This is a genomic window from Streptomyces radicis (assembly GCF_003626575.1).
Taxonomy (GTDB): domain Bacteria; phylum Actinomycetota; class Actinomycetes; order Streptomycetales; family Streptomycetaceae; genus Streptomyces; species Streptomyces radicis.
The window spans coordinates 23,103-43,158 of record NZ_RBDY01000026.1 but is presented as its reverse complement, the minus strand read 5'-3'; the positions used below and the strand labels follow the sequence as shown (position 1 = coordinate 43,158).

Annotated in this window: 20 protein-coding genes and 1 pseudogene; 9 read left to right on the top strand and 12 right to left on the bottom strand. The window is 73.5% G+C overall.

The annotated features are described in order from the left end of the window. Window positions 1-82: 82 nt before the first annotated feature. Together D7318_RS25300 and D7318_RS25295 are read left to right on the top strand one after the other, a co-directional pair. Window positions 83-1,069: a malate dehydrogenase gene (locus tag D7318_RS25300; protein WP_120699515.1), complete on the top strand. Its 987-nt coding sequence runs from the start codon at window positions 83-85 to the stop codon at window positions 1,067-1,069. Between the two features lie 13 nt (window positions 1,070-1,082). Continuing rightward, the gene (locus tag D7318_RS25295) at window positions 1,083-1,967 is read left to right on the top strand and encodes a glycine betaine ABC transporter substrate-binding protein (protein WP_120699514.1); all 885 of its coding nucleotides are present in this window, start codon (window positions 1,083-1,085) and stop codon (window positions 1,965-1,967) included. Between the two features lie 22 nt (window positions 1,968-1,989). Here the strand turns inward: D7318_RS25295 and D7318_RS25290 are convergent, their stop codons facing one another. Together D7318_RS25290 and D7318_RS25285 are read right to left on the bottom strand one after the other, a co-directional pair. Next, window positions 1,990-2,403 (bottom strand): DUF3017 domain-containing protein, encoded by a 414-nt coding sequence (locus D7318_RS25290; RefSeq protein WP_120699513.1) that lies wholly within the window; start codon window positions 2,401-2,403, stop codon window positions 1,990-1,992. Window positions 2,404-2,444: 41 nt separating this feature from the next. Beyond that, window positions 2,445-3,302 carry a bifunctional methylenetetrahydrofolate dehydrogenase/methenyltetrahydrofolate cyclohydrolase gene (locus tag D7318_RS25285; protein WP_120699512.1) on the bottom strand — a complete coding sequence of 286 codons (858 nt, stop codon included), beginning with the start codon at window positions 3,300-3,302 and terminating at the stop codon, window positions 2,445-2,447. Between the two features lie 273 nt (window positions 3,303-3,575). On the opposite strand from D7318_RS25285, the gene D7318_RS34670 reads away from it, so the two are divergent. Together D7318_RS34670 and D7318_RS25275 are read left to right on the top strand one after the other, a co-directional pair. Next, window positions 3,576-4,295, top strand: coding sequence for a DUF4234 domain-containing protein (locus tag D7318_RS34670; RefSeq protein WP_120699511.1), 720 nt, complete (start codon window positions 3,576-3,578; stop codon window positions 4,293-4,295). 108 nt (window positions 4,296-4,403) lie between these two features. Next, the gene (locus D7318_RS25275; RefSeq protein WP_120699560.1) at window positions 4,404-4,655 is read left to right on the top strand and encodes a hypothetical protein; all 252 of its coding nucleotides are present in this window, start codon (window positions 4,404-4,406) and stop codon (window positions 4,653-4,655) included. A 52-nt stretch (window positions 4,656-4,707) separates the two neighbouring features. On the opposite strand, the gene purH is transcribed toward D7318_RS25275, so the two are convergent. Beyond that, on the bottom strand, window positions 4,708-6,285 hold the full coding sequence (gene purH, locus D7318_RS25270; protein ID WP_120699510.1) for a bifunctional phosphoribosylaminoimidazolecarboxamide formyltransferase/IMP cyclohydrolase: 1,578 nt from the start codon (window positions 6,283-6,285) through the stop codon (window positions 4,708-4,710). Beyond that, entirely contained in the window at window positions 6,282-6,917 is a 636-nt protein-coding gene (purN, locus tag D7318_RS25265) for a phosphoribosylglycinamide formyltransferase (RefSeq protein ID WP_120699509.1), read from the bottom strand. The genes purH and purN overlap by 4 nt, the downstream gene beginning before the upstream one ends. A 229-nt stretch (window positions 6,918-7,146) precedes the next feature. Here purN and D7318_RS25260 point away from each other — a divergent pair, with 229 nt between their 5' ends. Continuing rightward, entirely contained in the window at window positions 7,147-7,959 is an 813-nt protein-coding gene (locus D7318_RS25260; RefSeq protein ID WP_120699508.1) for a hypothetical protein, read from the top strand. A 52-nt stretch (window positions 7,960-8,011) separates the two neighbouring features. Here the strand turns inward: D7318_RS25260 and D7318_RS33010 are convergent, their stop codons facing one another. After that, complete coding sequence (locus D7318_RS33010; RefSeq protein ID WP_183091757.1) at window positions 8,012-9,373, bottom strand: cell division protein PerM; 1,362 nt, start codon at window positions 9,371-9,373, stop codon at window positions 8,012-8,014. A gap of 124 nt (window positions 9,374-9,497) precedes the next feature. On the opposite strand from D7318_RS33010, the gene D7318_RS25250 reads away from it, so the two are divergent. The 3 genes from D7318_RS25250 to D7318_RS25240 all read left to right on the top strand — a co-directional run bounded on the left by D7318_RS25250 (window position 9,498) and on the right by D7318_RS25240 (window position 11,773). Continuing rightward, window positions 9,498-10,115 (top strand): sigma factor-like helix-turn-helix DNA-binding protein, encoded by a 618-nt coding sequence (locus D7318_RS25250; RefSeq protein WP_120699507.1) that lies wholly within the window; start codon window positions 9,498-9,500, stop codon window positions 10,113-10,115. Between the two features lie 19 nt (window positions 10,116-10,134). Beyond that, window positions 10,135-10,926 (top strand): hypothetical protein, encoded by a 792-nt coding sequence (locus D7318_RS25245; protein WP_120699506.1) that lies wholly within the window; start codon window positions 10,135-10,137, stop codon window positions 10,924-10,926. A 106-nt stretch (window positions 10,927-11,032) separates the two neighbouring features. Then, a complete protein-coding gene (locus tag D7318_RS25240; protein ID WP_120699505.1) occupies window positions 11,033-11,773 on the top strand; it encodes a calcium-binding protein in 741 nt (246 codons plus the stop codon). A gap of 42 nt (window positions 11,774-11,815) precedes the next feature. Here the strand turns inward: D7318_RS25240 and D7318_RS35010 are convergent, their stop codons facing one another. From D7318_RS35010 to D7318_RS25210, 7 genes and pseudogenes are all read right to left on the bottom strand, one after another. Continuing rightward, window positions 11,816-12,253, bottom strand: a complete 438-nt coding sequence (locus tag D7318_RS35010) for a tetratricopeptide repeat protein (RefSeq protein WP_408055533.1) — start codon at window positions 12,251-12,253, stop codon at window positions 11,816-11,818. Window positions 12,254-12,505: 252 nt separating this feature from the next. Next, window positions 12,506-13,984 (bottom strand): annotated as a pseudogene (locus tag D7318_RS35005) (NB-ARC domain-containing protein); the annotation flags it as partial. A 273-nt stretch (window positions 13,985-14,257) separates the two neighbouring features. Beyond that, complete coding sequence (locus D7318_RS25230; protein WP_120699504.1) at window positions 14,258-14,890, bottom strand: DUF6879 family protein; 633 nt, start codon at window positions 14,888-14,890, stop codon at window positions 14,258-14,260. Then, window positions 14,883-15,152 carry a hypothetical protein gene (locus D7318_RS25225; RefSeq protein ID WP_120699503.1) on the bottom strand — a complete coding sequence of 90 codons (270 nt, stop codon included), beginning with the start codon at window positions 15,150-15,152 and terminating at the stop codon, window positions 14,883-14,885. Before D7318_RS25225 ends, D7318_RS25230 begins: the two co-directional genes overlap by 8 nt. A gap of 160 nt (window positions 15,153-15,312) precedes the next feature. After that, window positions 15,313-16,200, bottom strand: a complete 888-nt coding sequence (gene sucD / locus D7318_RS25220; protein WP_120699502.1) for a succinate--CoA ligase subunit alpha — start codon at window positions 16,198-16,200, stop codon at window positions 15,313-15,315. Window positions 16,201-16,229: 29 nt separating this feature from the next. Then, window positions 16,230-17,405: an ADP-forming succinate--CoA ligase subunit beta gene (sucC, locus tag D7318_RS25215; RefSeq protein ID WP_120699501.1), complete on the bottom strand. Its 1,176-nt coding sequence runs from the start codon at window positions 17,403-17,405 to the stop codon at window positions 16,230-16,232. A gap of 145 nt (window positions 17,406-17,550) precedes the next feature. After that, window positions 17,551-18,018: a cobalamin B12-binding domain-containing protein gene (locus D7318_RS25210; RefSeq protein WP_230424058.1), complete on the bottom strand. Its 468-nt coding sequence runs from the start codon at window positions 18,016-18,018 to the stop codon at window positions 17,551-17,553. A 327-nt stretch (window positions 18,019-18,345) separates the two neighbouring features. Between D7318_RS25210 and D7318_RS25205 the strand changes: the two genes are divergently transcribed. Next, window positions 18,346-19,872 (top strand): M23 family metallopeptidase, encoded by a 1,527-nt coding sequence (locus tag D7318_RS25205; protein WP_120699500.1) that lies wholly within the window; start codon window positions 18,346-18,348, stop codon window positions 19,870-19,872. Window positions 19,873-20,056: the final 184 nt, after the last annotated feature.

Below are 20,056 nucleotides of genomic sequence, written 5' to 3'. Positions count from 1 at the left end.
CCGGCCCACGGGCGCCCGATGGGGCCCGCGGGGCGGGGGATAACCTGGCCTGGTAGTGGTCGTTAACCTGGGAAGGCTTCGCATGTCCCGCACCCCCGTCACCGTCACCGTCACCGGCGCGGCCGGCCAGATCGGCTACGCCCTGCTCTTCCGCGTCGCCTCGGGTCAGCTGCTCGGCCCCGACACCCCGGTCCGCCTGCGGCTCCTCGAGATCACGCCGGCGCTTTCGGCCGCCGAGGGCACCGCGATGGAGCTGGACGACTCGGCCTTCCCGCTGCTGACCGGCATCGACATCACCGACGACCCGGACGTCGCGTTCGACGGCGCGAACGTCGCGCTGCTCGTCGGCGCGCGCCCCCGGACCAAGGGCATGGAGCGCGGGGACCTGCTCGAGGCCAACGGCGGGATCTTCAAGCCGCAGGGCAGGGCGATCAACGGCCACGCCGCCGACGACGTCAAGGTCCTGGTCGTGGGGAACCCCGCCAACACCAACGCCCTGATCGCCAAGGCCGCGGCGCCCGACGTGCCCGCCGAGCGGTTCACCGCCATGACGCGCCTCGACCACAACCGCGCGCTGTCCCAGCTGTCCAAGAAGACCGGCGCCCCGGTGGACCAGATCAGCCGCCTGACCATCTGGGGCAACCACTCGGCCACCCAGTACCCCGACGTCTTCCACGCCGAGATCGCGGGGAAGAGCGCCGCCGAGGCCGTCGACGAGGCGTGGCTCGCTGACGAGTTCATCCCGACCGTCGCCAAGCGCGGCGCGGCGATCATCGAGGCGCGCGGCGCCTCGTCGGCCGCCTCGGCCGCCAACGCCGCGATCGACCACGTCCACACGTGGGTCAACGGCACGAAGGAGGGCGACTGGACGTCGATGGCGGTCCCGTCCGACGGCTCGTACGGCGTTCCCGAGGGCCTGATCTCGTCGTTCCCCGTCACGACCGCGAACGGCTCGTACGAGATCGTCCAGGGCCTCGACATCAACGCGTTCTCCCGCGCCCGCATCGACGCGTCGGTGCGCGAGCTGGCCGAGGAGCGCGAAGCGGTCCGCGGTCTGGGCCTCATCTGAAACACTGCGCACCATGCCCATACGTCAGCCACTCCTCGCCGGGGCGTGCGCCCTCTGCCTGGCCGCCGTGAGCGCGTGCAGCCTGGCCGAGGGCGTCCTCGACGAGGGCGAGCCGACGCCCGTCCTGATCGCCGTGCCCGACTGGCCGGGCGGCCAGGCCAACGCGGCGGTCGCCGCGTATGTCCTCGAGGAGGAGCTCGGCATCCCGGTCGAGCGCTTCGAGGCCGACCAGGCGGCGGCGTGGGACGCCCTGGGCGACGGCTCGATACAGGCCATCCTCGAGGACTGGGGCGCGCTCCCCGAGAAGGCCGAGCTGTATGTGGAGCGCAAGGAGTACGTCGTGGACGCCGGCGCGCTCGGGATCACCGGACACGTCGGCTGGTACGTTCCGCGCGCGTTCGCCGAGGAGTACCCCGAGGCGCTCGACTGGCACCACCTCAACGACTTCACCGACCAGCTGGGCGGCCAACTCCTCCAGGGCGACCCTCGGTTCGCCACGCGGGACGAGGCGATCATCGAGGACCTCGGCCTCGACCTGCGCCCCAGGTCCGCGGGCAGCGAGGACGCGCTGGTGGAGGAGATCCACCGCGCGGACGCGTACGACATCCCGCTGCTGACGTACTTCTGGGAGCCGCACTGGCTGTCGAGCCAGGTCGACCTCGCCGAGGTGGAGCTGCCGGGGTACTACCCGCGTATAGAGCTGCGGAAGTACCTCAACGCGGAGTTCGCGGCGGACGGCGGCGACGCGGCGGCGTTCCTGCGGAACTTCTCCTGGACCGCGCAGGACCAGAACGCCGTGGCCGGGCTCATCGCCCACGAGGGGCTGACCCCGGCCGCCGCGGCCGAGCGCTGGGTGACCGAGCACCCGGACACGGTGGCCTCCTGGCTCAGGGGCTGAGACCCGACCCGAGGCCCGCCGTTCAGCCCGCCGAGAAGCGCAACACATCCCTGAGGAACGGCACTTCGAGCCAGGGATCGGGCTCGGCCATCAGCGTCAGCAGCACGATCGCGCCGCCGAGCACCGCGTAGGTCGCCACATCGGTGAACCGCGAACGCACCGCGAGCATCCCCACCGCGGGGACCCAGCCGCGCAGCACCGCGCCCGCCAACAGCCCGCCGCCGAACACGAGCAGGCCGATGCGGAAGTCCGCGAGGGTGATCAGCAGCCCGGCGACCACCGTGCCGAGGACCGTGAGCAGCGGCCACTGCCTGATGGGCGCGGGCGCGTCGCCGCCCGCGGTGCGCTGCCCGCCCTCGGGCCGCGCGGTGCCGCGCGTGGGGTACCTGTCGCGGATCCGCCGCCGCTTGCGCCCTGTGGCGTTGCCCACATCCATGAACGCGCCTCCCTCTCCGCTCTCCTCCGCCGCCCCGCGCCTCAGGCGCGCGCCGCGCGCTCGGCGGAGGTGACCACGTTCTCCAGGAGCATCGCGCGCGTCATCGGTCCGACGCCGCCGGGGTTCGGCGAGATCCAGCCCGCGACCTCGGCGACGCCAGGGTGCACGTCGCCGACGATCCTGCCGGTCTCGTCGCGGCTGACGCCGACGTCGAGGACGGCCGCGCCCGGCTTGACGTCCTCGGGCTTGACCAGGTGCGGAACGCCCGCCGCCGCGACGACGATGTCGGCCTGCCGCAGGTGCGCGGCCATCTCGCGGGTGCCGGTGTGGACCTGGGTGACCGTGGCGTTCTCGCCGCGGCGGGTGAGCAGCAGCGGCAGCGAGCGGCCCACGGTGATGCCGCGGCCGATGACGACGACATGGGCGCCGTCGATCTCGACGCCGTGGCGGCGCAGCAGGCGGATGATGCCGTTGGGCGTGCAGGGCAGGGGCGCCTCCTCGCCCAGGACGAGGCGGCCGAGGTTGGTGGGGTGGAGCCCGTCGGCGTCCTTGGCCGGGTCGATCAGCTCAAGCACTCGGTTGGCGTCGATGCCGCGGGGCAGCGGGAGTTGGACGAGGTACCCGGTGCAGGACGGGTCGGCGTTCAGCTCGGCGACGACCGCCTCGATCTCCCGCTGGGTGGCGGTGGCGGGCAACGCGCGCTGGATGGAGGCGATCCCGACGGCGGCGCAGTCCCTGTGCTTGCCCGCGACATACTTCTGGCTGCCCACGTCGTCCCCGACGAGCAGCGTGCCGAGGCCCGGCACGATGCCGTGGAAGGCGAGCCCGGCGACCCGGGAGGTGAGGTTCTGCTTGATGGCCGCGGCGGCGGCCTTGCCGTCGAGAATCTGCGCGCTCATGCCCCCATCCTCGCGGATGGACGGGCCCGGGGACCAATCCGGTGGGGGCGCCATGCCGTTCACCATGTTGCAGGTTTGCCACAGTCCCGTTCCCCAGGTGGACAGTGGCGGCGCCGGGACGATCAAATGACGGGCCGGGCCGGATGAGGTGGGGGGCGCGGCTTGAAGGCGCCCCGCAGGGTGCCCGCGCTGCTGCGCGCGCGTTCGCGCCGAGCGGGACGCGCGGCCGTTTCCCGGCCCAACCGTTCAAGCACGCATGAGGAGCCCACGAACGTGAGCAACTACCAGTCCCCGCCCGGCCAGCCGCCGCAGGGTGGGCAGCCGGGGCCTTACCCGCCCCAGGGCGGCCAGCCGGGCCCCTACCCGGGAGCGTCCTCGGGACAGCCGGGTCCCTACCCGGGTCCGCAGGACGCCGCGCAGCCGGGGCCCTACCCAGGGCCGCCGCCGGGACCGCCCGGTGGCCAGCCAGGGACGCCCGGCGCACAGCCGGGGCCCTACCCAGGGCCTTCGGGTGGCCAGCCTGGTCCCGGCGGCCCGCCCGTGCCGTACGGGCAGAACGCGCCCATCCCGCCCGGTGGCGGCGTGCAGCCCGTCGGCTTCGGCCAGGCGATGCCGACCCGAGGCCCTGGCGTGACGTGGCTGCTCACGCTGGTCACGTGTGGCATCTACGGCCTGGTGTGGTGGGCCAAGATCCAGAGCGAGCTCAACCGCTTCGACCAGCGCATCGAGGTCAACCCCGCGCTCAGCGTGCTGGCGTTCATCCCCGGTGGCTACCTGATCATCCCGCCGTTCGTCAGCGCGTACAACACGGGCAAGCGCATCCAGCAGGCGCAGCGCGCCGCGGGCCTGCCCGAGACGTGCAGCCCAGGGCTCGGCTGCGTGCTGTCGATCGTCTTCGGCGCGTACATCATTTACTACCAGTCCGAGATCAACAAGGTGAACCAGCAGTACCAGTCGCCCCCCGAGGGCACCCAGGTGCCGCTCGTCGCCTGAGAGTTCCGCCCGCAGGCCTCGGTCGCGCGCCCGGCCACCACGGCCAGGCGCGCGACCGGCGGCGTTCAATACACGCCGATACCCGGCCATGCCGGGAAGATGGCGGTCATGAACGACAGGTACTCGACCTTCACGGCCCCCAAGGGCGGCGTCATGACCAAGGAAGTCGGCGTCATCACCGGCGAACTCGAGCTGTGCACGGGCGCCGAGGCGGACGGCGAGCTGACGATGCGCGTCCGCTACGCGGGCGCCGCCGAGTGGTACACCCTCGACGGCGGCCCCCACCGGCTGTACGACCCGCGCGACCACGAGGTCGTGCACGACGTCGTGGTCGGGCTGCTCCACCGCGACCACCCCTGAGCCCGCTCCTGGGCTCTGCGGACGCGGCTCGGTGGAATCAGTGGAAGTGGAATCAGTGGAAGAAGTGCCGCGTCCCCGTGAGGTACATGGTGATCCCGGCCGCCTCGGCGGCCTGGACCACCGCCTCGTCCCTGACCGAACCCCCGGGCTGCGCCACGGCCTTGACGCCCGCGTCGGCCAGCACCTGGAGCCCGTCGGGGAACGGGAAGAACGCGTCCGACGCCGCGTACGAGCCCGCGGCCCGCTCGGCCCCCGCGCGCCGCACCGCGAGGCGCGCGGAGTCGACCCGGTTGACCTGGCCCATGCCGACGCCCACGGTGGCGCCTTCGGCGGCCAGTAGGATGGCGTTGGACTTCACGGCCCTGGCCGCGCGCCACGCGAACGCCAGCTCGGCCAGCTCGGGTTCGGACAGCGCGGGCCCCGCGGCCAGCCGCCAGGTGGCCGGGTCGTCGCCAGGGGCCTGGAAGCGGTCGGTGACCTGCACGAGCGCGCCGCCGTCCACCGGCCGGTACTCGGTGGTGGCAAGCGGGGGTTCGGGGCAGCGCAGCACGCGGATGTTCTTCTTGCGCGCCAGGGCGTCGACCGCGCCCTCCTCGTAGCCCGGGGCCACGATGACCTCGGTGAAGATGTCCGCGACCTGCTCGGCCATCGCCACCGACACGGGCCTGTTGACGGCGATCACGCCGCCGTAGGCGGACAGCGGGTCGCACGCGTGCGCCTTGCGGTGCGCCTCGGCCACATCCGAACCGATGGCGATGCCACAGGGGTTGGTGTGCTTGATGATCGCCACACAGGGCGCCTCGTGGTCGTACGCGGCGCGGCGGGCGGCCTCGGTGTCCACGTAGTTGTTGTAGGACATCTCCTTGCCGTGCAGCTGCTCGGCCGCCGCGAGCCCCGCGCCCGTGCCGTCGCCGTAGAGCGCCGCCGCCTGGTGCGGGTTCTCGCCGTAGCGCAGCACGCGCTCGAGGGCGAATGTCACGGTGGTCCGCTCGGCGAACGCGTGCTCGCCGTCGGCCGTCCCAGGGGCGTCGAGCTCGGCGAACCAGGCCGCCACCGCGGCGTCGTACTCCGCGGTGTGCGCGAACGCCCGCGCCGCCAGCCGCCGCCGCTCGGCGAGCGTGAACCCGCCTGCGGCCACGGCCGCGAGCACGTCGTCGTAGCCCGCCGGGTCGGTCACCACGGCGACCGACGGGTGGTTCTTCGCGGCCGAACGCACCATGGCGGGGCCGCCGATGTCGATCTGCTCCACGCACTCGTCGACGGAGGCGCCCGAGGCGACGGTGAGCCGGAAGGGGTAGAGGTTCCCCACCAGCAGGTCGAACGGCTCGATGCCGAACTCGTCGAGCTGCGCGGCGTGTTCGGGGCGGCGCAGATCGGCGAGCAGGCCCGCGTGCACGCGCGGGTGCAGCGTCTTGACCCGGCCGTCGAGGCACTCGGGGAAGCCGGTGACCTCCTCGACCGGGGTCACGGGCACGCCCGCGTCCGCGATGCGCGCGGCCGTCGAGCCGGTGGACACGATGCGCACCCCGGCCTCGTGCAGCCCGCGCGCGAGATCCGCGAGGCCCGTCTTGTCGTACACGCTGATCAGCGCGCGCCGGATGGGCCGCCTCGTCGTCTCTTCGCCGGTCACGGGATCAACACCTTCCGTCCCTCGATGCGGTACCCGTCGCGGGCGAGCCGCCCCACGACGTCCACGAGCAGCGCCCGTTCCGCGTCCTTGATGCGTTCGTGCAGGGTGGCCTCGTCGTCACCCTCGTGGACCACCACGGGCGCCTGGGCGATGATCGGCCCCGCGTCGACGTCCTCGTCCACGAAGTGGACGGTGCACCCGGTCACCTTCACGCCGTGCGCGAGCGCCTCGCGCACCCCGTGCGCCCCGGGGAAGCTGGGCAGCAGCGCGGGGTGTGTGTTGATGAGCCTGCCGCCGAAGCGCGCGAGGAAGTCGGCGCCCACGATCTTCATGAACCCCGCGGAGACCACCAGGTCGGGCTGGTGCGCGGCGACCGACTCGGTGAGCGCCAGGTCCCAGTCGGGGCGCGAGTCGTAGTCGGCGACCCGGTGGACGAACGTCGGGAGCCCGGCGCGTTCGGCCCGGCGCAGCCCCTCGATCCCGGTTCTGTCGGCGCCCACCGCGACGACCTCGGCGCCGTACGCGGGGCCGCGCTCGGCGGAGGCGTCGAGCAACGCCTGGAGATTCGTGCCGGATCCGGAGACCAGGACGACGACGCGCGCCGGAGACGGCTGCTCGGGAGCTGCGGCCACGGTGGGTGTCTCTTCTCTGTCCTGTGTACCGGTCGTCCTGTACCGGTCGTCCTGTGCACCGGTCCCCGGGGTCGCCCCCCGCCGCCGGTGGCAGCTTGCGCCGCAACGATACCGGCACGCCTCGCTCCCCCCGTGCCCCGGGACGGCCGCGGCCAGGTACGGTCGAGGAGACGGCGCCGATGCGCCGTGCCCACGAAGGAGATTCGACGACCACGATGACGGACCGACGATGACGGACCGACGCCGCTCCTCCGACCGGCAGGACCGGCCAGGCGAGGAGGACAACCCCTTCGCCCCGCCCCCCGAGGGACAGCCCGACCGGCCGTGGCAGCCGCGTCACAGCGGCGGATCCGACCAGCGGCGGGACGGCGAGGGCGAGGACGCCGACGGCGGGAAGGGGCGGGGCGAGGGCGGCGGCCAGGACGGCGGCGACGACCAGCGGCAGCGCTGGGGCAGCCAGTGGAGCAGGCGTCAGCCCAAGCGGGGCGGCGGCGGGTTCGGCGAGCCACCGGGCGAGCAGGAGCGCGGCGGCCCCGCGGGCGGCCCGGGCGGCACGTCGCGCTGGGACCCCTCCGACCCTGGCCAGCGGCACGCGCGGTACGCCGTGCTCGCGGGCATGTGGGGCGTGTTCGGCGGGCTGCTCGGCTGGGAGTGGCTGGCGCTGCTGCTCGGGGCGTTGGCCCTCTACTGGGGCATCAGCGCGCTGCGCGGTGGCCCGCGCGAGCCGAGCGAGCCGCGCAACCGGCGGCTCGAGGCGTTGCAGGGCAAGCAGGAGGCGCCCCCTCCGCCGCCCACGCGCCCCCCGGGTGCCGCGCCAGGAGGCCCCGGAGGCCGGGGCGCGCGGCCGCAGTTCGCGGCGGCGGTCTCGGGGATCGTGCTGGCGTCCGCGGCGCTGTTCATCGTGGCCGCGACGTACACCGTGCAGCTGGTCTACAAGGACTACTTCGACTGCGTGGACGACGCGCTGACCACGCCGTCCCGTGAGGCGTGCGAGGAGCTGCTGCCCAGCCAGCTGCGGCCCATCCTGGGCGAGCAGGACTAGCGACCCGTCCGGCGGATCGCGCGCCCTGCCCCCCCCCGGGGGCGGCCCCCGCTCAGGGGCGGGGCTCGCCCTCCGTCTCGACCAGCGCCCCCGACGACTTCTTGAGCGCCGCCCAACGGGTGCGGCGGGCGACGGTGGTGTGCCACGCGTCGCCCTTCCCCGTCCGGCGGCGCCTGCGCGTCCGGCTCCGCTCCCTGCGCCGCGGCACGGCGCGCGCGGCGAGGGCGCGGAGCCAGCGGGGGCGGCGCAGCCGCCACGCGCGCAGGGCCAGCGCGAGCGGCACCCCGATGAGGGCGCTCCAGGCGAACGCGGCCCCCGCGACCAGCCACCCGTCGGGCCCGAACGCCGCCAGCTCCTCGGTGCCGAGCGGCCCCCCGGCGTAGGCGCCGAGGACGCCGAGCGCGACGCCCGTACCGCCCGCGGCGAGCGCGGCGGTCAGCGCGGTGCCCGCCCACCCGGACGCGGTGCGGCGCTCGCCCGGCACCGGGACGGCGGCGGCGGTCGCGTACCACGCGGTGGCGGCGACGCCCGCGGCGGGCACGGCGGCGACGGCGACCCACAGCGCGGCGTTGTCGGGGGTGCCCGAGGGCAGCGCGGCGAGCAGCGGGAACGGCGGCAGGTCGAGCGGCTCCCCGGTGAACGCCAGCGGCGCGACCGTCGCGCCCCCGCCCGGGGTGAATCCGGGGCCGAGGCCGTAGGAGGCGCCCCACAGCGCGGCGTTGGGCAGCAGCGCCACGGTGAGCAGCAGCACGGCGAGCCTGCCGGGCCAGTCGGCGCTGAGCTGGCCGAACCCGTTCTGCGCGGCGGGCGCGTCGAGCACGAGCCCGCCGAGGGCGAGCAGGGCGCCGCCCGCGCAGTAGGCGACGAGCGCGGCGAACGCGACGCGCGCCGCGGCGCGCAGGCGGCGGCCGTCGAGCGCGGACGGCAGCAGCTCGCGCAGCCACTCGGGCGGCCCGGTGACCGACCAGGCCCCGGCGAACGTGGCGATCAGCGCGAAGAGCGGCACATGCACGGCGGCGCTGAGCGGCTTGGCGCTGATGTCGGCGGGCAGCGTGTAGAGGACGGCGGCGGTCGCGGCAATGAGATAGCCGCAGGTCGTCCACAGCGCGGCGCGCGTCCCCTCGTCCGGCTCGGGCCGCCAGTCGGCGGCGCGCACGGCGCGGAAGAGGAGCCAGGCGGGCAGGGCGGAGAGCAGCAACGGCGTGACGCCCACCGGGGCCTGGCCGCGCGTCAGTTCGGTGCCATGGGCGAGGAGCCACAGATCGGCCGCGATGCGGAGGGCGCCGTCCGCGCCGCCGTGGGGGTGGGGCGAGAGGGTCCACAGCAGCAGGACCAGCGCGGCGAGGCCGCCGAGCCCGAGCCCGGCGGCCAGGAGCCCCTCGAGAAGATGTCGCACCTGTCGCACGTGTCGCACCCGGCCATGCTGCCAACAACGCCGGGCAGGCGGAGGTAACGGGTTTTCGCTGACGTGTCGCCCAATATATGCCTATGTACTTTTTTACACACTTCTCGGTGCTCCCACGCCCCCGGGTGGGGCGATGACCAGTGGCCCCGCCGCCGCCTTCGACCGCCTCTACTCCGTCCACGCGGTGTCGCTGGTGCGGCAGGCATTCCTGCTCTGCGGCAGGCGGCGCCAGGCGGAACGGGCCGTCGTCCACGCGTTCCACCTGGCCTGGCAACGCTGGCCCGAGGTGGCCGTCGACCGGGACCCGGCCGGGTGGGTGCGGGCGGCGGCGCACGAACGGGCGCTCTCACCCTGGCCCCTGCTGATCCCGCGCCGCCGCCCCGCCGACCTCCACACGGTCCCGCCCGACGACCGGCGCCTGCTCGCCACCCTGCTCGCCCTCCCCCGCGGCCAGCGCCGCTGCCTCGTGCTGCACGAGGCGGTGGGCCTCGACCTCCCCGAGACGGCCGCGGAGGCCGAGGCGACGACCGCGGCGGCGGAGAGCCGCCTCGCCCACGCGAGGGCGACCCTCGCCGCCCCCGACCTGGCCCCCCGCCTGCGCGCGATGGCCTCGGCCCAGCCGGTCACCCCCCGCCCCCCGCTCGCGATCCGCGCCGCGGCCGAACGCGGCGCCCATGCCTGGGCGTTGACCACGGTGACCCTGCTGCTGGCCTTCGCGGCGGCGGTGACGGCGGTGTGCGTGGGGCGCTGAGGGTCATAGGGTGCCCGCCATGGGGGACATCGACTTCCGGGGGCTGGGCCAGGACGCGGCGCTGCTCATCGAACGGCTCGGCACCCATCCCACCCCCGACTTCCACCGCGACTTCGTCGAACGGATGGGCGGCGCGGGGGACCCGGATCGCGCCCGGCGGGCCATCGAAACCCTCGTGGCGGCGGGCCTGTTGACCCCCGGGGGCGCCGACCGTTACCACATGGAGCCGTCCGTCCACCGGGACGCCGACCGCCGGAGCAGGGTGACGCGCGGCGGAAGGCTGTCCGGGGTCGCCGGGTGGTATCTGCGCCGGATGGCCGCCGTCGACCTGGCCACCGTCGAACGCCCGCGGTGGGGCCGGATCTTCGCGACCGCCGACGTCAGGGACCAGCTCTTCCCCGGCGCGGAGCAGGCGCTCACGGCCATGGACCCCGACCGCGCCAACATCGCGCCCCTGATGCGGACGCTCTTCGCGGAGGGCGAATACGGCCGCGCCTACCAACTCGGCGAGACCCTGCACGGCTACTACCGGGCCCGGGGCCGCCACGACGAGTGGATCGTCTGCCTCGGCCTGGCCCTGGCGGCCGCCGTGTCCCAGGACTCGCGCGTGGCCGCCGCCCGCATGCACCTGGAGCTGGCCGCCGCGCACCGGGCGCGCGGCTGGTTCGACGACCTGACCGCCATGACCCATCTCAGGCGCGCGCACCACCTCGCCACCACGGCCGACCCCCCGCACCGCCCCACGGCGGACCAGGCCCGCGAGGCGCTGGCGACGCTCACGGAGCCCGGCTCGCGGCGCGGAGTCCGCTGACGCGGCGCCGTGGTGACGGGGGTGTGGACGGGACGCACGCGATGCAGGAGAGTTGGTGAGATTGCTACGTACACGACAACTTCCCTCTCGGAGTGAGGACGCACCCATGATGCGGTCACGGCTCATCCCCGCTTCCTCCGCGGCCGTTGTGGCCCTGGTGGCCACCGGCCTCGGCGCCACACCCGCCGCCGCCCAGAGCACCACGACCGTCAGCGCCGACTGGGAAGGGTTCACCCAGTCCATCGTGTTCGAGGGCGGCCCCGAGGCCAACGACCTGCACGTCTTCTCGATGGACACCGGCCCCGAGGTCCGGCGGATCGGCTTCACGGACGTGGTGCCGATCACGCCTGGCGACCACTGCACCCACCCCGACCCGGAGGACGAGACGTTCGTCGCCTGCGAGTTGCCCACCAACAGCGACCGGACGGACGACATCCGCGTCCTGCTCGGCGACGGCGACGACTCGGTGATGACCAGCGAGCCGGGCGTCACCCTGGTCCGCGGCGGCGACGGCAACGACGAACTGCACGCCCACACGGCGGAGTTGGTCATGGGCGAGGACGGCGACGACATGCTCATGGGCAACGGCGTCCTGCTGGGCGGCAACGGCGACGACCACCTGATGGGCCAGCCCATCGACGAGGTGTTCCACGGCGGACCCGGCGACGACGTGATCGAGGCGTGGGACGGGAACGACATCGTCTACGGCGACTCGGGCGACGACCACATCTCGGGCGGCGAGGGCGACGACCTCCTCATCGGCGGCGCGGGCGACGACACGATCACCGGCGACGGCGGCACGGACATCATCATCGGCTGGCCCGGCAACGACACGATCACCCAGTGAACGAACGGGCGGGCCACCCGGGTGGCCCGCCCGAGCGCGGCCTCAGCAGCGCGCGAGCGCGTTCCAGCGCCGCCGGGGATGCGCGCGGCCGGTTGGGTGGCGAGCACCGCGGCCCTGGCCACCAGCCCGCCGTAGGTCAGCACGAGGCCGCCGGTGGGCCGTCTCGGGGTGGGGCTCAACCAGGGTCGTGGCCAGGGCGTCCAGGGCCAGGGCCTCGTGCCAGGCGTCGCCGAGGTCCCGGTGCGCGGTGGCGGCCCGTCGGAGGAACGCCGCCGCCTCCTCCGAACGCCCCAGCTCCCGATACGCCTCGCCCGCGCCCTGCCACGCCAGGGCCTCCCGGCTCGGATCGGCCAGCCGCCGGTGCAGCGCGGCCGAGCGCTGGTAGGACTCAAGCGACTCCTCGGCCCTGCCCGTCGCCCGCTGAGCGTGCCCGAGCGTGATCAGCCAGTACGCCTCCGCGACGCGATACCGGAGGTGCACGGCGATGCGCACGGCCTCCCCCGCGGCGCGCAGGGCCCCGTCCGCGTCGCCGCTCTCCCGCAGGATGTCGCTCCGCACGCGGAGAACGTTGCCGATGGCACGCTCGTTGCCCAGCGCCCTGTGGGCCGCGAGTGCGCGGGACGCCTGCTCGGCCGCCGCGGTCAACTCCTCCGACTCCCAGAGGGTTTGCGCCAGATTGGACCGGGTGATGGCCTCCCAGTGGTCGGCGCCCAGTGTCCCGAAGATCTCGATCGCCTCGGCGAGGCGCCGCCGTGCGTCGGTCAGCCGACGCCTGTGGAGGCCGACGAGGCCGAGGTGGTTGAGGGAACGTGCTTCGTTGAACCGGTCCCCCAGCTCCCGGCGGATCGCCAGGGCCGCCTCGTGGCACCGGCCGCTCTCCTCGAGGTGGCCGAGGCCCCGGTGGATCAGCCCGAGGCAGGAGAGCAGCTCGGCCTCCGCGGCGCGGTCGCCCAGCCTCCGCGCCGCGCGCAGGCCCGTCTCCCCCGCGGGCAGCCACATCCGCCGAGGAGCCGACGGCGGCCTGGCCACATGCAGAATGGCCGCCAACTGCCAGGCGAGTCGGTCGAACCCGGCCTTCTCGGCGGCGCGCACGGCGCTCAGCAGGTTGGGGTACTCACGCTCCGACCAGTCGACGGCCGCGTCGTGGTCGGGGAACGACGGTGCCGCGCTCTCCCCGTCCGGTGGATCGGGCGAGATCCGTGCCTCGGCGGGGCTGACCCGGCGTTGCACCGCGTCGGCCCCCCGCGCATACCAGTCGAGCACGCGCCGCAGCGCGCCTTCGCGCCCCTCCGATGCCTCCTCGCGCTGCGCCTGGTCGGCGGCGTAGGCGCGCAGCAGGTCGTGGAACTCATAGCGGTCGGGTGCGGTCTGCTCCAACAGGTGGGCGCCGACGAGCACATCGAGCACTTGGCGGGTGGCGCGCGGGCTCTGCCCGGCCAGGGCGGCGGCGGCCTCGAGGCCTATCTCGGGTCCCGGATGCAGTCCCAGCAGGCGGAAGACACGAGCGGCTTTCGCGGGCAACGCTCGGTAGGACCACGCGAAAACGGTCCGCACGGCCTCGGCCTCCTCCTCGTTTCCCCCGTCCACGGCGCTGAGGACGTCCCACAGCGCGGACTCGTCCCGCAGGTCGGCGATCAGGTCGTCAAGTCCGAGATAGGGGTGGGTGGCCGCCCTCTCGCCCGCGATGCGCAGGGCCAGGGGAAGACCGGCGCACAGCCGGGCCAGCTCGGCGAGCTTGTCGGCGTCGTCCCCCGAGCGGTACCCGGCGACGATGGCCCTGAGGAGCGCGACGGCCTCCGGCTCGGGCAGGGTCCCCAGCGTGATGCGGCGGGCGCCGTCCCGTATGGCCAGCCCGGACAGGCGGCTGCGGCTGGTGACCACCGCCAGGCTGTGGCCTTCGCCGGGCAGCAGGGGCCGGACCTGGGCGGCGGACGAGGCGTTGTCCAGCACCACCAGGATCCGCCGGTCGGCCAGCTCCGAACGGTAGAGCGCGGCGGCCGCGTCCACGTCGTCCGGGATCGACCGGGCGTCGACCCCGAGGGCCGTCAGGAAACGGTGGAGCGCCTCGTGCGCGGTCACCGGGGGGCCGGGGTCGTATCCGCGCAGGTTGACGTACAGCTGTCCGCCGGGAAACCGGTCGGCCACCCGGTGCGCCCAGCGCAGTGCCAGCGACGTCTTGCCCGCCCCCGCCGTCCCCGCGATGACATACACCGAGGCCAGCAGCGGCCCGTCCGCGCTCGTCGGCAGGATGGTGCCGAGCAGCTCGAGCTCCTCTTCCCTGTCGACGAACTGGCGGATGCCACCTGGGAGTTGCCTGGGTCTGCGCTCCCCGGGCGCGCGGTCCTCCGCCCCGGAGTGGAAGTGGACGCCACCGCTCACGCTCCCCGCCTGCACGACGTCCCGAGAGGCGCCGGACAGCTCAGCACGCGTGCCGCCCGGCGCTTCGTCGGCCCCGCCGCGATCCTCCTCGTCCACGGCGGCCCGCTACTCCCCTGACCCCACCCGCGGGGGCGGGAGAGTGGCGACATGGCGGTCGACGTACGCCGTCACGTCCTCGCCGTCCCCGTAGAGGCCGCGGATGAGCGCCGTCCAGGAGCTGACGACGGCGCTGTCGTCGATGCGGATGGCGCCGTCCAGGCTGCCTGTCGGTGTATAGAGGACGTGGTAGAGCGTCTCCCCGCCCAGGACCACCACTTCGGGCAGCGGACCCGACTCCTCGAAACGCGCCACGCGCCCGCCGGGAACCACGCGGATCGCCGCGCCGCACTCGGCCTGGACGGCCAGGGAACGCAACTCCCACTGGAGATAAGGCGTCAACGGCTCCTCCACCACGCGGACCCGGTGGAAGACGGTGGCGCGCAGGGAGCGTTCGCGCATGGTCTCGCGCAGGCTCTCGCGCCGGTCGTCCAGCAGCCGCATGGACTCCTCCCAACGGCCCGCCCGGAACGCGTCATAGCTGGGGTGGTCCAGCTCGACGAAGTCCTGCCGCCGCTCGCACTTCCACGAGTCCCGCCCCCGGAGCCGACGATGCCGCTCCGCGAACTCCTTTCGGTAGTCGAGTAGTTCGAGGTGTACGCCGCCCGCCGTTTCGAGGGCGGGGCAAAGGGTCTCACGCATCGGGGATGTCCGCCTTCGCCGAACTCAGCATGATCCCGGGGATGATCACGAGCCGCTCATGGGCGGCAACCGTGACGCCCTCGGGGAGACGCCCCCGGTAGGCGGCCGTCAGGTCGCGGCCTATCACCGCCACGTCTCCGTTGTCGAGCTGCCAGATGTCGGGGCACCCGTCCTCACCGTCCGTGGTGCCCAGCTCCGCCGCCGACCTGCCCAGGCGGCGGGCGAATAACGCGGAAGGATCGGCCTCCCAGGGAAGGGCCATCGTGGCCTCCTCTCGTCGCGACAGCCGCAACTGTCGTCACCGATCGTAAGGCACTCCGTTACGTTGAGCAACGGGCGCGGAGGGGGGCGCACATGACCGCGCCCGCCCCGGGCCCCCGGTGGGGGTGGGGCGGGCGGGAGGGGGTGACGGGGGGGAACCGTCAGGCCGCGGCCAGGGTTTCGCGGGCCAGGCGGGCCGTCTCCGAAGGGGTCTTGCCCACCTTCACGCCCGCCGCCTCGAGGGCCTCCTTCTTCGCCTGCGCCGTGCCGGAGGAGCCCGAGACGATCGCGCCGGCGTGGCCCATCGTCTTGCCCTCGGGGGCCGTGAAGCCCGCGACATAGCCGACGACCGGCTTGGTGACGTTGGCCTTGATGAAGTCGGCCGCGCGCTCCTCGGCGTCGCCGCCGATCTCGCCGATCACCACGATCAGGTCGGTGTCGGGGTCCGCCTCGAACGCCGCGAGGGCGTCGATGTGGGTGGTGCCGATGATGGGGTCGCCGCCGATGCCGACGCACGAGCTGAAGCCGAGGTCGCGCAGCTCGTACATCATCTGGTACGTCAGCGTGCCGGACTTGGAGACCAGCCCGATGCGGCCCGGCTTGGTGATGTCCGCCGGGATGATGCCCGCGTTGGACTGGCCCGGGGTGATCAGGCCAGGACAGTTGGGGCCGATGATGCGCGTCTTGTTGCCCTTCTGGCCCGCGTACGCCCAGAACGACGCGGTGTCGTGCACCGCGATGCCCTCGGTGATCACGACGGCCAGCGGGATCTCGGCGTCGATCGCCTCGACGACCGCGGCCTTGGTGAACTTCTCCGGCACGAAGATCACGGTCACGTCCGCGCCCGTGGCCTCGATGGCCTCGGCCACGCCGCCGAAGACGGGGATCTCGGTGCCGTCGAAGTCGACCGACTGGCCCGCCTTGCGGGGGTTGACGCCGCCGACGATGTTGGTGCCCGACGCCAGCATGCGGCGGGTGTGCTTCTGTCCCTCTGAGCCGGTCATCCCCTGGACGATGACCTTGCTCTCCTTGGTGAGGAAGATAGCCATGGCTGTTTCGTTGTCCTTCGCTTCGCGGCTTACTTCGCGGCCAGCTCGGCGGCGCGGTCGGCCGCTCCGTCCATGGTGTCCACCTGCTCGACGAGCGGGTGGTCGGCGTCGGTGAGGATCTTGCGGCCCAGCTCGGCGTTGTTGCCGTCGAGGCGGACGACGAGGGGCTTGTTGACGTCCTCGCCCTTCGTCCTGAGGAGCGCCAGGGCCTGCACGATGCCGTTGGCCACCGCGTCGCACGCGGTGATGCCGCCGAAGACGTTGACGAAGACGGACCTGACCTCGGGGTCGCCCAGGATGATCTCGAGCCCGTTGGCCATCACCTCGGCGGAGGCGCCGCCGCCGATGTCGAGGAAGTTGGCGGGCTTCACGCCGCCGTGCTTCTCGCCCGCGTAGGCGACGACGTCCAGGGTGCTCATCACGAGGCCCGCGCCGTTGCCGATGATGCCGACGGTGCCGCCGTCGAGCTTCACATAGTTGAGGCCGCGCTCCTTGGCCGCGGCCTCCAGGGGGTTGGCGGCCGCCTTGTCCTCGAGGGCCGCGTGGTCGGGCTGGCGGAACTCGGCGTTGGCGTCGAGCGAGACCTTGCCGTCGAGCGCGATCACGCGCCCCTCGCCCGTCTTGACCAGCGGGTTGACCTCGACCAGCAGCGCGTCCTCCGCGATGAAGACGGTCCACAGCCTCTGGAGGACGTCGACCACCTGGTCGGCGATCTCGGCGGGAAAACGGGCCGCCTCGACGATCTGGCGGGCCTTCTCCTCGGTCACGCCCTCGATCGCGTCGACCGGGATCCTGGCCAGCGCCTCGGGGTTGGTGGCCGCGACCTCCTCGATCTCCACGCCGCCCTCGACGGACGCCATGGCGAGGAACGTGCGGTTGGTGCGGTCCAGGAGGAAGGAGACGTAGTACTCCTCGGCGATGTCGGCCGTCTCGGCCAGCATCACGCGGTGCACCGTGTGCCCCTTGATGTCCATGCCCAGGATGGCGCCCGCCTTGGCCACGGCGTCATCGGGGTCGGAGGCCAGCTTGACGCCGCCCGCCTTCCCGCGCCCGCCGGTCTTGACCTGCGCCTTGACGACCGCGCGACCGCCGAGTCGCTCGGTCACCTCGCGGGCCGCCTCCGGCGTGTCGATGACTTCGCCGGCCAGCACCGGTACGCCGTGCTTGGCGAAGAGGTCCCTCGCCTGATACTCGAACAGGTCCACGCGTTCAGTCCCTTGTCAGTGTTCTCGCGGTGCGTTGTCAGCGTGGGCGTGCCGCGTGGCCGCGTTGCCAGGCAAACGCCGAAAGCACGCGGCATGTCCGGAGTCGAGCGTATCCGGGGGTCAGGGGGGCCCGAAAATTGGTGGGTCACACCTCCGTGGTGAGTCCTGTCACAGTTGGCCCCGAGGGGTCAGCTGGGCCCTCGGGCTCGGCGCGCGCGGCCAGGGTGGCGCGCACCCAGGCGACCACGTCCGTGGTGGGGGCGCCCGGGGTGAAGATCTCGGCGACCCCGGCGGCCTTGAGCGGGGGAATGTCGGCCTCGGGAATGATCCCGCCACCGAAGACGGTGATGTCCTCCGCCTCCTTCTCCCTCAGCAGCTCGAGAACGCGCGCGAAGAGGGTGTTGTGGGCGCCGGAGAGGATGGAGAGGCCGATCGCGTCGGCGTCCTCCTGGATCGCGGTGTCCACGATCTGCTCCGGGGTCTGGTGGAGCCCGGTGTAGATGACCTCCATGCCCGCGTCGCGCAGGGCGCGGGCGATCACCTTCGCGCCCCGGTCGTGCCCGTCGAGCCCCGGCTTGGCCACCACGACGCGGATCTGACCCGATACACCCATCTCAAGCCTCCTGGAACGCCGTTAACGGCCGTTGACCACAGCATCGCGCACCACGCTCCCCGCCGATACGGGGGCGAGGGGGAAATCACACGCACGCCGGGGAAGGGGGCGGCGCGCCCCCATTCGAACTCTTGTCGAACACAACGTGCGGCAGCGGTGGTAAGAGCCGTCGAAAGGCGGCCTATTGCCCGTTTCAGGCTCCTCAAAACCCGCGAACAGCCCGGGAAAGATTGTGGGCGCGGCATACCGCCGGGTACAGTCACCGACCGAACCGCAGCCGCCTGGCCCCACACCCAGCTCCTGTCGTCGAGCCGAAAGGCGTAATCGGTGAGCGAACGTCTGCTGTCGGAAGTCTCCGGACACCCGGATCTCTCCGGCTTCGGCTCCGCCGGATACGACGGCTCCACCGCTTACGACGACGCCACCCGGTACGACGCGTACACGGGGTACGCGGGTCACGAGGGGTACGCGGGGCACGAGGCTTACGAGGCGCAGCAGGCTCGACAGGCTCAGCAGACACAGCAGGCGTACGGCGGCGGATACGACGGCGGGTACGACGTGTACGCGCCCTACGAGGCCCAGGGGTGGGCCCCCCAGCAGCCGCGGGATCTCGCGCAGGACCACCAGCAGGACCTCTCGTGGTACGGGCAGACGGCATACGAGACCGGCGACTGGTCGGGCGCGGCGGCCACCGCCGCGACGGACGGGACCGGGACCGCCGCGTACGCCCCCGACGCGCCGCTCACCGAGGCCCCCGCGCGCCCCGCGCACGGCTACGGCTACGCGCCCGGCTATGACGCGGGCGGCACCGAGGGGTACGCGTACGGCTACGCCGACGCGGCCGACGGATACCCGGGCGACGCGTACACGGACGGGTACGCGGTGGACGAGACCTATGGCGCCGCCGACGCCGTGGCCCCCGAGCGGGACGAGCCCGAGGCTCCCCGCGCGGCGGAGCCCGACGCGGTGGAAGCGGTCCACGCCGTCGAGGAGGCCGAACGCGAGGCGGCCGAGGCGGCGCGCCCGGCGGCCGAGGCCGCACGCGAGGCGGACCCCGACCTCGACGCCGAGCCCGACGAGACCGTCGCCGCCGCCGCGCAGCGATCCGACGCCCGCAACAGGCGGCGCAGGACATCGCCCCGGCGGCGGTCCGCGTTCCTCAGCGTCGCGGCGCCCTCGCTGGCCGTCCTCGGCGTGACGGCGGTCGCGACGGCCGCGACCGTGTCCGAGTCCGACACGGTGGAGGAGCCACCTCCCGTCGCCGCGCCGGACCCGGGCGACGTGGAACAGGTCACCGCCAACGAGCAGTTCGACACGCAGCTGACGGGCCTCACCCAGGCGGTCGACGACTACGCGGACCGCGCGAGCCGCACCCAGGGCCGGATCGACCTGGAGGAGCAGGAGGAGCGCGAGGAGGAAGAGGCCGCGGCGGCGGCCGAGGCGGCCGAGGCGGCCCGGCAGAAGTTCTTCCTCCCCGTCGAACAGCGCGGCCTGAGCGCCTCGTTCGGCCAGTCCGGCGTCAACTGGATGTCCACCCATACCGGCATCGACTTCCCCGTCAGCTACGGCACCCCGGTCATGGCGGTCACCGACGGGACCATCACCACGCAGTACCACCCCAGCTACGGCACCATGGTCATCCTGACCGCGGCCGACGGCACCGAGACGTGGTACGCGCACCTCGACAGCACCGTGTTCTACTCCGGCTATGTCCAGGCCGGGACGGTCATCGCCTACTCAGGGAACTCCGGCACCTCGACGGGCCCGCATCTGCACCTCGAGGTCCGCCCCTACGGCGGCTCGCCCGTGGACCCGGCGGCCTGGCTGCGTGGCCACGGCCTCGAGCCCTCCTGAGCACTCCCCCGGTCACCCTCCCGACCGCTCCCCCGGCCACCGCCCCGGTCATTCCCTGACGCGGCGCGGTCGGCCGAACCCGTGGATGGCCGAGCACGGCATCGACAGGCCCATGTTCGACGACCGTGCCCGGGGTGCCCCGCTCCGACGATCCACGCCGCCTGTCAACGGCGGCCCACATCAC